The sequence below is a fragment of the Algibacter sp. genome (genome assembly GCF_049667265.1).
Lineage (GTDB): Bacteria > Bacteroidota > Bacteroidia > Flavobacteriales > Flavobacteriaceae > Algibacter_B.
In genome coordinates this window covers 1-13,572 of the sequence record NZ_JBATHX010000269.1, presented here as the reverse complement: position 1 = coordinate 13,572, position 13,572 = coordinate 1, and the positions used below count along the sequence as shown (strand labels likewise).

The window sequence follows — 13,572 nt, the reverse complement described above, 5'->3', positions numbered from 1 at the left end:
CTTTTGGAACGGATTGGGAATTTGAGGAAGTAATGAAATACATTGATTGGCAAAAATTGAAATCTCATGGATTTGTCAAAATTTTCTACTATTTTCGTTTAACGTCGGATATAAAACATTAAAACGATTTCATATCCGCGAAACATTAAACGAACCTCTCCAAAAAAGGAAAAACATTTAATAAATTCTATTAGTCAGCTGACAACCGCGTTAACGATTGAACGGCATGTTTGAAATCCTTTTTGTGCTTAACTATAAGTTTGATTTAAGGCTGATTTAAATTTACAAAAAACACTTGATGCGATACTGAAACAAGTTCAGCACAAGAAAGATTGAGTAGTGAAAGCGTGTTAAAACGCCCAAATAAAAATAATCCAAATAATAGTGTATCTTTGCGCCTTGAAACTCAAGAAGAGTTTAAATTCCTCAGAGAGAGGATGTGTTACCGGAAGTTTAAGTTAAGTATGTCGATTCGCTTCTTTATGTAACACCACATAACAAATCGCATACATAAACAAAATGAGCACATTCAAAGATTTAGGTCTTAATGACGACCTATTACAAGCTATTACAGATTTAGGTTTTGAAAAACCTAGTGAAGTACAAGAAAAAGCAATCCCAATTTTATTAGAATCGGAAACCGACTTAGTCGCGTTAGCCCAAACAGGAACTGGTAAAACAGCTGCTTTTGGATTTCCTATGTTAGAAAAAATTGATATTGATAGCAGAACAACCCAAGGTTTAATTTTATCGCCAACCAGAGAGCTTTGTTTACAAATTACCAACGAAATGAAATTGTATGGTAAATATTGTAAAGGCCTTAACGTGGTTGCGGTTTACGGTGGTTCTAGCATACAGGATCAAGCACGTGAAATTAAACGTGGCGCACAAATTATTGTGGCGACTCCGGGACGTATGAAAGATATGATTAAAAGGCGTTTGGTTGATATTTCTAAAATCCAATATGCGGTTTTAGATGAGGCTGACGAGATGTTAAACATGGGTTTTAAAGAGGATATTACTGATATTTTATCGCACACACCCGAAGATAAAAACACGTGGTTGTTTTCTGCAACGATGCCTCGTGAGGTGGCAACGATTGCTAAAAAATTCATGAAAAGTCCACAGGAAATTACTGTTGGAACTAAGAATGAAAGTACAAGTAATGTATCTCACGAATATTATTTAGTGAATGCTAGAGACCGTTATCAAGCTTTGAAACGTTTAAGTGATGCGAATCCTGATATATTTTCTGTTATTTTTTGTAGAACAAAACGTGATACTCAAAAAGTGGCTGAAAACTTAATTGAAGATGGGTATAGCGCTGGTGCGTTGCACGGAGATTTAAGTCAGAATCAGCGAGATTTAGTAATGAAATCGTTTAGAAACCAACAAATACAAATGCTTGTGGCAACCGATGTTGCTGCTCGTGGTATTGATGTTGACGATATTACACACGTTATAAATTATCAATTACCTGATGAACCTGAAATTTACACACACCGTTCTGGAAGAACAGGACGAGCTGGTAAAACAGGAATCTCGATGGTAATTGTATCGAAAAGTGAAGTGCGTAAAATAAAAAGTATTGAACGTATTATTAATAAAAAATTCGAGAAAAAGGAAATTCCTGATGGCGCTGATATTTGCGAAGTACAATTAATGTCGCTTGCCAATAAAATACACAACACAGAAATAAATCATGAAATTGATAAGCATTTATCAAGTATTAATGAATTATTTGCTGATACTGATAAAGATGAATTGATTAAAAAATTCTTCTCGGTTGAGTTTACACGTTTTTACAACTACTATAATAAATCTAAAAACTTAAATATTGCCGAAGGTTCTTTTGACAGAGATAGCGGACGTGAAGGTGGACGTGATTTTAGTAGAGGCAGTAAAAACGACTCAACACGTTACTTTATTAACGTTGGTAGTAAAGATGGTTTTGATTGGATGTCGTTAAAAGATTTCTTAAAAGAGCAACTAGTGCTTGGTCGAGACGATGTTTTTAAAGTGGAAACCAAAGATTCATTTTCTTTCTTTAATACTGAAAATGAATTAAAAGAGAAAGTGTTAGCACATTTTACCGATTTTAAACACGAAGGTCGTTTTGTAAATGTTGAAGTTTCTGAAAACCGCGGCGGCGGCGGAAGACGCGACAGAAAAGGCGGTGGCGGAAGACGTGACGGCGGAAAACGAAGAGATGATAGCCGTAGTGGTGGAAGACGTGACGACAAAAAAGGCGCTTCTTCAGGAAACAGAAGTGACAGACGCAGAAGCGAAGGAAGCTCGAAACCAAGACGTTCAGATAATAGCGAAATTGGAAGCTCAAGACCTAGACGTTCTAGAAGATAATTGAAATAAATTACAGTATATAAAACTCCTTAAAAGCATGACTTTAAGGAGTTTTATAATTTAATACCACTCCATTTCCAGAGTGGTTGGAGAGACACTCTTTTGAAAATTTTATATATAATTTTTTTGCGTTTTCTACCTGGCAGCCTCGGTATATGGAAGTATTTTAAACTTTTTTGTTAATTTTAAGTCAAAATAAAACAATACAGCATTATTTGCCGTTTTGTTTATTACTTTTGAAATGGAATAAAAGCCTATGAAAAATTACATTTTACTATTTACCTTATTATTTGCATCAGCTATATCAATGGCGCAAGAAGCAGATAAGGTTTTAGGCGTTGTAATTAATTCGGCCGACGATTCGGTTCTAGAAAGCGTAAATATTGTTAACCTCAACCAAGTAATTGGAACTAGCACAAACAAGGAAGGCGAATTTAAAATTGCCGCCAAAGTTAACGATACCCTTCACTTTTCATATTTAGGTTTCAAATCCATAAAAGTTCGCGTTACCAACGACTGGTTAAAATTTGGAAGCTCAAAAATTACCCTTACCGAATTGGCACTAGCTCTTGAAGAAGTCGTTGTAAATCAATTGAGTCTTACAGGCTATTTGGAAGTTGATATTAAACAAGTTCCAGATATTAACACCAATTATCGCTACAGTATTTCAGGGCTTCAAGGTTCTGGTTACGAGGCGAGCAAAAAATCTGGTTTAACCAATGTTATTGGTTCTATTTTTAATCCAGCAGATTTCCTATATCGTATGTTTGGTAAAAAGCCAAACGAACTCAGAAAGCTTAAAAAAATGAAGGAAGATGATGAAATTAGAAACCTCCTAGCCTCTCGTTTTGATCGTGAAATGCTTACCGTTTTATTGCAAGTAGAGCGTGTAGATTTAGATGAAATTGTGAGTCAATGTAACTATTCCAAAGGTTTTATTCAATCCGCAAACGACCTTCAAATATTGGACGCTATTAGCGAATGTTACGAAGAATATAAGGTGCTTAGCCACGGCCGAAGTAGAAAAATTTAAATTAATTACTTGGGCGTTACCACAAGGGTCGGGCTTTTTCAATCAAGTCCTCGCACCTCCTTTGTCGGGCTGTGGGCTTTCCTTTTCAATCCCTAACGCGGGGTCCGTTTGCTAAATTCAGTCATCACTTGGCAGTCCGTTTGTTTCATAAAAACGCACAACAATCTCATCATAGCTTTTAATGGTTTTTTTACACCAATCTAATCGTTTTTCATGTATGTCATTTTCTGATAATTGCCAATTAATATTAGACTTTTTAAGCTTCGTTGTAACATGCTGTAAAATAATGGCTGCCGAAACCGATATATTTAAACTCTCAGTAAACCCAACCATAGGTATTTTTAAATAACAATCGGCTGCATCCAAAACCTCTTTCGATAAACCTTCGGTTTCTCTCCCAAAGAAAAAACACGATTTTTTAGTTACATCAAAATCATATAATTCACAATCATCAGTATGTGGCGTTGTGGCCACTATTTGATAGCCTTTATTTTTTAAACCTGAAATGCAATCTATCACCGAATCAAATCTATTTAAATCCACCCATTTTTGAGCACCCATAGCAATTTCTCTATCTATATGTTTGGAGTTCTGCTCTTCAACAATATTAACTTCCTGAATTCCAAAAACATCACAAGTACGCATAACAGCACTTGTGTTGTGAAGTTGATACACATCTTCTGTGGCAACAGTAAAATGTTTTGTGCGTTGCGATAATACCTTTTCAAAACGTGTTAAACGGTGTTCGGTTAAATACGTTTCTAAATGCTCAAGGAGTTTTAAATCTATCATAAGCTTCAAAATTAAGAAAGTTTTTTATCTTAAGAGAACTAATGAATACTTAGTATATTTGAGTGTGTTTCCGCCTTTGCGGGAATGACAAAAATGCATATTCAATGAAACACATAGTTGTACTTACAGGAGCAGGCATGAGTGCCGAAAGTGGCATTAAAACCTTTAGAGATTCCGATGGTTTATGGGAAGGTCATGATGTTATGGAAGTTGCAACACCACAAGGTTTTGCCACTAACCCAGAATTGGTATTAGATTTTTATAACCAACGTAGAAGGCAATTATTTGAAGTAAAACCAAATAAAGCACATTTTAATTTAGCCGAATTAGAAAAAAAATTCAAGGTTAGCATAGTTACTCAAAATGTTGACGATTTACATGAACGCGCAGGAAGTAGCAACGTGATTCATTTACACGGCGAATTATTAAAAGTTAGAAGCACAAATAATGAGAATGAGATTCAAACCTGGAAAACCGATTTAGTTTTAGGCGATGTTTGTAAAAAGGGCTACCAACTTCGTCCACATATTGTTTGGTTTGGAGAAGATGTTCCTATGATTGAAACAGCTGTTGAAATTTGTGAAACTGCAGATTTTCTGGTTATTATTGGTACGTCCATGCAAGTGTATCCTGCAGCAGGATTAATGCATTATGTTCCAGAAAACACACCAACTTATTTTATTGACCCAAAACCTAGTGTGGATAGCAAACCTTATTTAACCGTCATTGCAGAAACGGCTACCGTTGGGGTTAAAAAAGTGATTGATTTAATTAATTAATCTTTGTTCTTCGCCTCAATCCATTTACTCATAAACTTTGTGCTTTGCAATGTGTGATGCTGAAGCATCTGACCTGTGAAATTATTTAGTCGTTTTTCGCTAAGATGTTTAGCAGTTTCTTCTAACCGATTTAAAAACTTATTTTGAAAATCCGTTTTACTGAAACGCTTATTAACTATAGAAAATCCGATTTTCTGTTTCTCATTCCATAAACCAACATTATTGTAAAGTTTAATAGTATTTTCAACAAATTCTTCTGGATTATCCTCAATAAAACCATTAAAATCTAAATCTCCAAACACACCTTCTGCACCAAAAGTTGTAGTGACACATGGTGTTCCGTTGTTCATGGCATCAACTAGTTTTCCTTTTAAACCTGCTCCAAATCTAATGGGGGCTAAACACACTTTTGCATTTTGCATCACCTCATTAACATCTTCAGCAAAACCTTTTATTAAAAAACCTTGCTTTTCATTTTGAAGTTGATTCACTTTTTGGGAAGCATAAGCGCCATAAATATGTAATTCTGCTTTAGGTAATTGCTTTCTAATTAATGGCCAAATCGTTTCTTTTAAATATAAAACGGCGTTATAATTGGGCTCATGTAAAAAGTTTCCAATGGTTATAAAATGACTTCTATCTTTAAATTTAGGAAGTGCGTTTATCTTTTCTTCTGAAATGGCATCTAACATAAAAGGTAAATAAAGTAAAAGCGATGCATCAACTTTAAACTGATTTTTGAGAATATCCATTTCAGCTTCAGAAATAATTAAACTCAAATCACTTCTATAAATACTAGCTATTTCTCGCTTTGCGATATCGTTAAACAAATAAGATGTGTCAAATGAATTACCATCTTTAAATGCTTGCTGCCTACCTTTTCTTAAGCAATGTAAATCTTCGGTATCAATAACCTTAACAGCATTCGGACATTGTTCTGTAACGCGCCAACCAAATTGCTCTTCCATCATGAAACGATCAAACAAAACCACATCTGGATTTAGTGATTTTACAAAAACATCAAAAGAGGAACTATTTAGTTCTATGGAAACTTGAGAAACATGAATACTTTCCAGATTAAAAGCATTATCACTTTTAGCACATGGACTCGCAAATGTGATGCTATAACCATCATTTTGAAAAACTTCAATAAGTTGCATCATTCTACCACCAGCAGCAGAACTCTTTGGTTCTGGCCATACAAAACCAATGATGAGTAAATTTTTATTCATAAAATTTTTAAAATCCTGCTTTCGTTTCCCCTTTGGGGAAGGATAGGTTAGGGCTTCTGGTTTTATTCTGGCTTCGGCTCCAAACCATATTTAATACGAACTAATTTTGCCCAATCCACAACAGATTTAATTTGAGCATCGGTAAGTCTAGCTTCACTATGAGTCCAAGTATATGAGTTTAGTGGCATCTCTTTGTCTTCAACCATTTCTATAAGCTCTTCGAATTTATGGTCTTTCCTTTTTACTGAATTTCCTTCCCAATTAGACAGATTAAAATGTTTTTTACCATCTTTTACATGACTTTCCAGCCAATAATTTACAGGTGTAATGTTATTATACCATGGATATTTAGTCACATCACTATGGCAATCTATACAAGCGTCCTTTAAAATAATTTTCACATCTTCTGGCGGATTCGTTTCTGCCATGAAAGCATCTATAGAAGCTAAATCGCCTTCGTTTTTATCAGGACCAAAAAATTGAGCAATTATAAATCCTATTAGTAATAAAATAATTACTTTTTTTATATTTTTCATTTTAATACTTTTATTCTATAAAAATAAGAAAACCTTTTGACTACAGAACAACTCTATAACGAATTAAATTATGTAAATCATTCGCGCGAAAAGCGGTTGTATTATGCGCATTTAATGCATGACAATCCACAATTGATTCCTAAATTACTTGAAATTCTCTTTATGGTTGACGACAAAATTTCGCCTCGTGCTTCTTGGGTGTTTGAATTTATGTGTAATGACAATATTGATACTATTATTCCTTATTTAGATGTTTTTACAGAAAACATGCATAAAGTTCATTTAGATTCGGCAGTTAGACCTGTGGCCAAAATCTGTGAATTTCTTGCCGTAGCTTATACCGATAAAACGGATAACAAAATGAAAAAAGCATTAACTGCATCACATATAGAACGTATTATCGAAAACTGTTTTGATTACATGATAAACGATGAAAAAGTAGCTTCAAAAGCCTATAGTATGACTACACTATTTCTATTTGGTAAAGAGTACGACTGGGTATACCCAGAGTTGGCTCGTATTTTAGAAGACGATTTCTCGAAACAAAGTGCAGCTTTTAAAGCACGAGCGCGACATATTTTGAAGAAAATTAAAAAGAATAAGAAGCGATAGGTAATATAATTTAACATTAAAATCAGCTTTAAACTTCACACTTCTAACTTCGTACTTCTAACTTTCTTTTCTATCTTTGCAACTTCAAAAAACCAATCTTATATGTCATTATCAGCATTAAACGCCATCTCTCCAATTGACGGTCGTTACAGAAGTAAAGTAAGTGAATTAGCGCCATATTTCTCTGAAGAAGCCTTAATAAAATATCGTGTTTTAGTTGAAATAGAATACTTTATTGCACTTTGCGAAATTCCGTTACCTCAACTTCAAGATTTAGAAACTGCTATTTTTGATAGTTTAAGAGCCATTTATAAAGATTTTTCTTCTGAGGATGCTTTGGCTATCAAGAAAATTGAAAGCGTTACAAATCATGATGTAAAAGCAGTTGAATATTTCATTAAAGAAAAATTTGACAAGCTAAACTTGACTAAGTATAAAGAGTTTATCCACTTTGGTTTAACTTCACAAGACATAAACAATACTGCAATTCCCTTAAGTATTAAGGAAGCTATGAACGATGTTTATGTGCCAGAATATTTCATCGTTTTAGAAAAGCTAAAGACCTTATCAAAAGATTGGGCGCATATTCCAATGTTGGCAAGAACCCATGGGCAACCAGCATCTCCTACCCGACTTGGTAAAGAAATTGAAGTTTTTGTGGTGCGTTTAGAAGAGCAATTTAATTTATTAAATGATATTCCAAGCGCTGCTAAATTTGGTGGTGCTACAGGTAATTTTAATGCACATCATGTGGCTTATCCAAATATTGATTGGAAAGCTTTTGGCGGACAATTTGTTCAAGAAAAGTTAGGATTACAACACTCGTTCCCAACAACGCAAATTGAACATTACGACCACATGGCAGCTTTGTTTGATTCCATGAAGCGTATCAATACAATTATTCTTGATTTAGATAGAGACATTTGGACTTATGTTTCCATGGATTATTTTAAACAAAAAATTAAAGCTGGCGAAGTTGGAAGTTCTGCCATGCCTCACAAAGTAAACCCGATAGATTTTGAAAATTCTGAAGGAAACTTAGGTATTGCAAACGCTATTTTCGAACACCTATCAGCGAAATTACCAGTTTCTAGATTACAACGTGATTTAACAGATAGTACCGTTTTAAGAAACGTTGGTGTTCCTTTTGGCCATACACTTATTGGATTTAAATCGACTTTAAAAGGTTTAAATAAACTACTTTTAAATGAAAGCAAATTTGCTGAAGATTTAGAAAACAACTGGGCAGTTGTAGCAGAGGCTATTCAAACCATTTTACGTCGTGAAGGATATCCTAACCCTTATGAAGCATTAAAAGGATTAACAAGAACAAATTCTAAAATAAATCAAGATTCTATTTCAAATTTTATTGATACATTAGAAGTCTCAAATATAATAAAAGAAGAATTAAAACGTATTACTCCTAGTAACTACACAGGAATTTAAGAAATACAATATGTTAAACGACAAACAATCTTTAATACTTACAGGATTTATGGGTGTTGGTATTTTTGTTTGTGGAATTTTAAAAATTCTTGATAATTTTATTGTTTTAACAATTCTTACTATCGTGTTTTTTACCATTGTTATCAATATTTTTTATTCCAATTCTAAATCAAAAAAAGGAAATCAAGAGTGAAATTCGAGTTTAACGTTTAAATAAAAATTATATTTATTAGCAAAAAAGGCTTCCTTTCTAGGAAGCCTTTTTACATTAACATAATTACTACAAATTATTTAAAGAAATTCATAATATTTTCTATTTGACCTTCTTCAATATTTGCATGTTGCAATGCATTTATTAGAGTAACCATTTTTTCTGGGTTCATGTCATCACCCAATATTCTTACAATTCCAAATCCCATGTCTTTAGCACTTCCAAAAATGACAACCTCATCAGCCTCAGCCTCAGTTCCAATAAATTTTACCGATATCTTTTTGCCTTTATCACTAAAATCCAATAAATCTTGATACTTTTTATCACTTAAAATAGTTTTCACTTTTGTTATTTCAGCATGATACGTTTCAGAATCATTTTCGCTTGCTTTGTAGCCTAAAAAATTCAATTTATTTACGGAATTATAGGCTTCATTTTGGGCATCTGTAAAATTAGACTTATCAATATCAATCATTGATAGCGGAAAATCTTGCGAAATAAAGTTTTTAGCTTCTTGATGATCTACATAATAACGTTGCAAACTTGCATCATTACCGCAGCTAGTTAAAATAACCGCTGTAAATAATGTGATTGCTATAAATTTGATTGTTCGTTGCATGATTGATGTATCGATTATTTATTTTTTTCTAAATGTTTTCCACCAGGGATATTCATTTTATCAGTAAGCTTTGAAATTTGCCTAAGATCTATATCACCAGTCATAGACATCACTACGGTTTCAATTTTACGTTCTTTTCCGTTAATTTCAATCTTATCTTCCATCATTTTATCAATACCATTTACAAAAATTAAGAGCTCTTTTACATGGTTTGAATCTTTGCCTTCTTTAATATAAAATTTTACCTCGGTACCATCATCTTTAACCTCCATTAATTCTTCTAAACCTCCAGAGCGCGATTTTACCCATTTAGCAATATCGGTAGAAATAATCTTACTATCGGTAACAATCGTTTTAAAGCTAGTTATACTTTTAACCATTTCCATATATGCTTGGGCTTCTGGATCATCAGAGCTAACTCCTATTGTAGTTAACATTTCAAACATTTTAGGTTTTATGTTCACATAAGTTACATCAGGACTATCACTATATTTGTCGAAAATATTGCTCTGTGCCATCCCAGTTAAGGGTAATAACATTATGGCCATTACTAGTACTATTAATTTATTTTTCATCGTTCTTGTTTTTAATTTAATTGTATTCATTAATTCTATTTAGTTTTTTTAAAAATTATACTTGTTGTGTTTTCAACTTCGTTAAGATATTCAAGCGTTGATGCGCCTTTATTCACTTCCATTAGATAACCAACTGTTGCTGCGCCTTTATTGAATTTTGTAGAAATCATTTCCATAGATTTCGAAAACTCGTTAAAAGCTAATTCCGGATCGTCATAAGTACCTAAATCACCTTGACCTATTGTGGTACCAAAATAAAATCCTAGCGCAAGTGCCACTACTGCTGCGACAGAAATCCATTTGTAATTAAAAATTGTTTTAGTTTTTAATGGAACGTCCTTAGTAAATTGCTCTTGCTTGTTTACCAAAAAATACGCGAACATGGGTTTGTACACCTCTAAATGCGGCGCTACAGTTTCCTGTGTAAAATAGTGTTTTAACTGCTGCTCTTCTTTAAGCGATGTTTCACCGTTTTCGTACTTTTCAAGTAACTTTTCTATATTATTTAACACCATAATTGTGTGTGTTTGTTAATTTTTCTCTTATTGTTTTTCTTGCTCTCGATAAGGCTACGCGAACCGCTGTATTATTCATATCCAGCATTTTTGCAATCTCATCAAAATCATAATCTTCTATATCTCGTAATTGAATAATTATTTTTTGTTGTTCTGGCAACTCTTCAATAATTTTTGCTACCCAATTCACACTATCATTTAATTCAACCTGCGTTTGTAAAGGTGTGTTTTTCTCCTCATAATTACTATGCACAATTTTTAAATTCTGCGATTGTTTCGATTTTAATTTATCAAAACAATAATTTTTTGTCATAGTCATCGAAAAAGCCTCAACATTATTATACTCAGCAATTTTTAATTTGTTTTTCCACAACTTCAATAACACTTCCTGCGTGGCGTCCTCAGCCTCTTCCGTCGAAACTAGCAACCGTTTTGCTAAACGAAAAACTTTATCCTTAAAAGGCATTACAATATTTAAAAACTCCTTTTGAGTCATTTTGGTTTAGTTTAAACATACAGCTTGGTTACGGCTATTTAATATTACGACGACCATCTATTTGTTTTGTTACACAACAATTAAAAAAAAATAAAAATTGCGGGCGTAACCCGCAATGGGTCGGGCTTTTATTCATGCTTTTCTATTTTATATATTTGAATTCATGAACATAAATGTTTCGCTACAAGTCCTCGCTCCTCCTTCGTCGGGCTGTGGGCTATCCGCTGCAATCCCTGCCTGCCGGCAGGCAGGCCTTACGCGGGTTTATCCGCCAAATTACAGTAAAACCCCAGCTAATTCCCATATTTTTTATTAAGAATAGGATTTACACAATAATGTAAGTAAATTTATGGTTTTACAGACTACTTATATAAAATTGCATAAATGAAAAAATTAAATGCCCTAACCCTAATTCTTGCTGCCCTATTTTTAACCAGTTGTTTTGAAGATAATGATGATGTTGCTGTTAGTGCCAGCGAAATAAACGACTTTGTTTGGAAAGGAATGAATATTTTTTATTTGTATAAAGACGACGTGCCAGATTTAGCAAACAATCGTTTTTCTAATAATTCAGAATATGCTGATTATTTAAACAGCTTCACTTCTCCTATCGATTTATTTCAAAATTTACGATATCAACCGGAAACTGTTGATAGATTTAGTAGAATCTTTAGTGATTATATTGCATTAGAGCAACTACTTGATGGTATTTACACAACCAATGGCATGGAGTATTTAGAATTCGAACTAGCGTCTTCAAGCTCAAACCGATACGGCATAGTTACACACGTATTACCAAATACCAACGCAGAAGATCAAGGTATTAAACGTGGCGATATATTTTATGCTATTGATGGCGAACAACTTACTAGTTCAAATCGTAGCCAATTAGCCGGTCAATCAAGTTATATAATAAGTTTAGGTGTTTATAATGATAATGCAACACCTGATGATTCTTCAGATGATTTTATTGAGGAAACTTCAGAAAATATAACCCTTAGCAAATTGCAATACTCAGAAAATCCAATTTTTAAAAACACCATTTTAAATGTGAATAGCAAAAAAATAGGATATTTAATGTATAACGGATTTACAAGTCCGTATGATACTGAATTAAATGATGTTTTCGGAACGTTTAAAAGTTCGAATATTGATGAATTGGTTTTAGATTTAAGATACAACTCTGGCGGTTCGGTAACTACTGCTATATTATTATCAAGTTTAATTACGGGACAATTTACGGGCGATGTTTATAGCACAGAACAATGGAATTCTGAGTTTCAAGCCGTGTATGAAAGCGAAAACCCAGAAGCACTAATTAATCGGTTTATTGATAGTTACAACGATGCTTCAATAAACAGCCTAGGATTATCTAAAGTATATGTTTTAACAACTTACTTTAGTGCATCAGCAAGTGAATTAGTAATAAATTCATTAAGACCATATATTGATGTTGTTCAAATTGGCACCACAACAAGAGGAAAATACCAAGCATCAACAATTATTTATGATTCTCCAGATTATAACAGACAAGGTGCAAACCCTGGACATACTTATGCAATGTTACCCTTAATTTATAAATCATTAAATGTTGAAGGCAATACCGATTATTTTGATGGATTAAATCCGGATATTGTTTTAGGTGAAAGCATCAATAATTTAGGCGTTTTAGGAAATCAAGACGAGCCTTTTCTTGCTGCAGCAATCTCAGATATAACAAATTCAGGACGTATTATTTCGCAAAAAACAAGTGCCTTTGAATTTACAAATTATAGTAAAGATTATATACCCTCAGGCTTAGGCCTGTATTCCGATAAAGAGATTCCAACAGATTTAAATAAATATTGAGCCCCTTTAGGTTTTTAAAACCTACAAGGACTTAAGGACCTGTCAGGTATTAAAAACCTGACAGGTCTGGAAAAAAATCTACAAATTCAAATTCAATCCTAAACTCACATTTCTACCTCTGGTAGTGTAGCCTAAAATTTCAAAATAATCTTCATTAAATACATTAGTAACATTTGCAAAAAGCTTCAACTTGTTCTTAATCAATTTATGACTAAAATATAAATCAACTAACGAATAACTACTGCGCGCTTCATTTGCATAAGTTGAAAAATTGATATCGGTTCTGCTTCCAACAAATTGGTAGTTTAATGATACAAAGGAGTTTTTACAGATGTCATACCCCAAACTAGCATTGGCTTTGTGCTTTGGTATTCTTAATCGTACGCCATCTTTCAATTCTGTAAAAGTTTAATTTGTTGCAATCGTTAAATCTTTAATAAAATCAATTTGCGCTTCAACTTCAAATCCATGAACTGTAGCGTCTGTAGTTGCATTTTCATAAGCTGTAGTGTAAATA

The 13,572-nt window shown here is 33.3% G+C and carries 15 protein-coding genes; 7 read left to right on the top strand and 8 right to left on the bottom strand.

What is annotated here, in order from left to right; all coding sequences use genetic code 11:
• The first annotated feature begins 519 nt into the window (after positions 1-519).
• On the top strand, positions 520-2,361 hold the full coding sequence (locus WBN21_RS10125) for a DEAD/DEAH box helicase (protein ID WP_424199909.1): 1,842 nt from the start codon (positions 520-522) through the stop codon (positions 2,359-2,361).
• A 256-nt stretch (positions 2,362-2,617) separates the two neighbouring features.
• Entirely contained in the window at positions 2,618-3,394 is a 777-nt protein-coding gene (locus WBN21_RS10120; protein ID WP_424199907.1) for a carboxypeptidase-like regulatory domain-containing protein, read from the top strand.
• Positions 3,395-3,511: 117 nt separating this feature from the next.
• Here the strand turns inward: WBN21_RS10120 and WBN21_RS10115 are convergent, their stop codons facing one another.
• Entirely contained in the window at positions 3,512-4,186 is a 675-nt protein-coding gene (locus tag WBN21_RS10115) for a TrmH family RNA methyltransferase (protein WP_424199905.1), read from the bottom strand.
• Positions 4,187-4,290: 104 nt separating this feature from the next.
• On the opposite strand from WBN21_RS10115, the gene WBN21_RS10110 reads away from it, so the two are divergent.
• The gene (locus tag WBN21_RS10110) at positions 4,291-4,965 is read left to right on the top strand and encodes an SIR2 family NAD-dependent protein deacylase (protein WP_424199903.1); all 675 of its coding nucleotides are present in this window, start codon (positions 4,291-4,293) and stop codon (positions 4,963-4,965) included.
• On the opposite strand, the gene WBN21_RS10105 is transcribed toward WBN21_RS10110, so the two are convergent.
• Both WBN21_RS10105 and WBN21_RS10100 read right to left on the bottom strand, forming a co-directional pair.
• Complete coding sequence (locus tag WBN21_RS10105) at positions 4,962-6,197, bottom strand: glycosyltransferase (RefSeq protein WP_424199901.1); 1,236 nt, start codon at positions 6,195-6,197, stop codon at positions 4,962-4,964. The two genes, WBN21_RS10110 and WBN21_RS10105, sit on opposite strands and share 4 nt — an antisense overlap.
• A 62-nt stretch (positions 6,198-6,259) precedes the next feature.
• Positions 6,260-6,733, bottom strand: a complete 474-nt coding sequence (locus WBN21_RS10100) for a heme-binding domain-containing protein (protein ID WP_424199899.1) — start codon at positions 6,731-6,733, stop codon at positions 6,260-6,262.
• A 36-nt stretch (positions 6,734-6,769) separates the two neighbouring features.
• On the opposite strand from WBN21_RS10100, the gene WBN21_RS10095 reads away from it, so the two are divergent.
• From WBN21_RS10095 to WBN21_RS10085, 3 genes are all read left to right on the top strand, one after another.
• Positions 6,770-7,345 (top strand): adenylosuccinate lyase, encoded by a 576-nt coding sequence (locus WBN21_RS10095; RefSeq protein ID WP_424199897.1) that lies wholly within the window; start codon positions 6,770-6,772, stop codon positions 7,343-7,345.
• Between the two features lie 102 nt (positions 7,346-7,447).
• Positions 7,448-8,791: an adenylosuccinate lyase gene (purB, locus tag WBN21_RS10090; protein ID WP_424199895.1), complete on the top strand. Its 1,344-nt coding sequence runs from the start codon at positions 7,448-7,450 to the stop codon at positions 8,789-8,791.
• Positions 8,792-8,801: 10 nt separating this feature from the next.
• Positions 8,802-8,984, top strand: coding sequence for a hypothetical protein (locus tag WBN21_RS10085; protein WP_424199893.1), 183 nt, complete (start codon positions 8,802-8,804; stop codon positions 8,982-8,984).
• A 94-nt stretch (positions 8,985-9,078) separates the two neighbouring features.
• Here WBN21_RS10085 and WBN21_RS10080 read toward each other — a convergent pair whose 3' ends face one another.
• The 4 genes from WBN21_RS10080 to WBN21_RS10065 are packed head-to-tail and all read right to left on the bottom strand — an operon-like array spanning position 9,079 to position 11,207.
• The gene (locus WBN21_RS10080; RefSeq protein ID WP_424199892.1) at positions 9,079-9,621 is read right to left on the bottom strand and encodes a DUF4252 domain-containing protein; all 543 of its coding nucleotides are present in this window, start codon (positions 9,619-9,621) and stop codon (positions 9,079-9,081) included.
• 14 nt (positions 9,622-9,635) lie between these two features.
• Positions 9,636-10,196 carry a DUF4252 domain-containing protein gene (locus WBN21_RS10075; RefSeq protein WP_424199891.1) on the bottom strand — a complete coding sequence of 187 codons (561 nt, stop codon included), beginning with the start codon at positions 10,194-10,196 and terminating at the stop codon, positions 9,636-9,638.
• A 35-nt stretch (positions 10,197-10,231) separates the two neighbouring features.
• Positions 10,232-10,711, bottom strand: coding sequence for a hypothetical protein (locus WBN21_RS10070; protein ID WP_424199889.1), 480 nt, complete (start codon positions 10,709-10,711; stop codon positions 10,232-10,234).
• Positions 10,698-11,207, bottom strand: a complete 510-nt coding sequence (locus WBN21_RS10065; protein WP_424199887.1) for an RNA polymerase sigma factor — start codon at positions 11,205-11,207, stop codon at positions 10,698-10,700. Before WBN21_RS10065 ends, WBN21_RS10070 begins: the two co-directional genes overlap by 14 nt.
• 384 nt (positions 11,208-11,591) lie before the next feature.
• Between WBN21_RS10065 and WBN21_RS10060 the strand changes: the two genes are divergently transcribed.
• Entirely contained in the window at positions 11,592-13,055 is a 1,464-nt protein-coding gene (locus tag WBN21_RS10060) for a S41 family peptidase (protein WP_424199885.1), read from the top strand.
• A 78-nt stretch (positions 13,056-13,133) separates the two neighbouring features.
• Here WBN21_RS10060 and WBN21_RS10055 read toward each other — a convergent pair whose 3' ends face one another.
• Positions 13,134-13,451: a TonB-dependent receptor domain-containing protein gene (locus WBN21_RS10055; RefSeq protein WP_424199883.1), complete on the bottom strand. Its 318-nt coding sequence runs from the start codon at positions 13,449-13,451 to the stop codon at positions 13,134-13,136.
• Positions 13,452-13,572 lie beyond the last annotated feature (121 nt).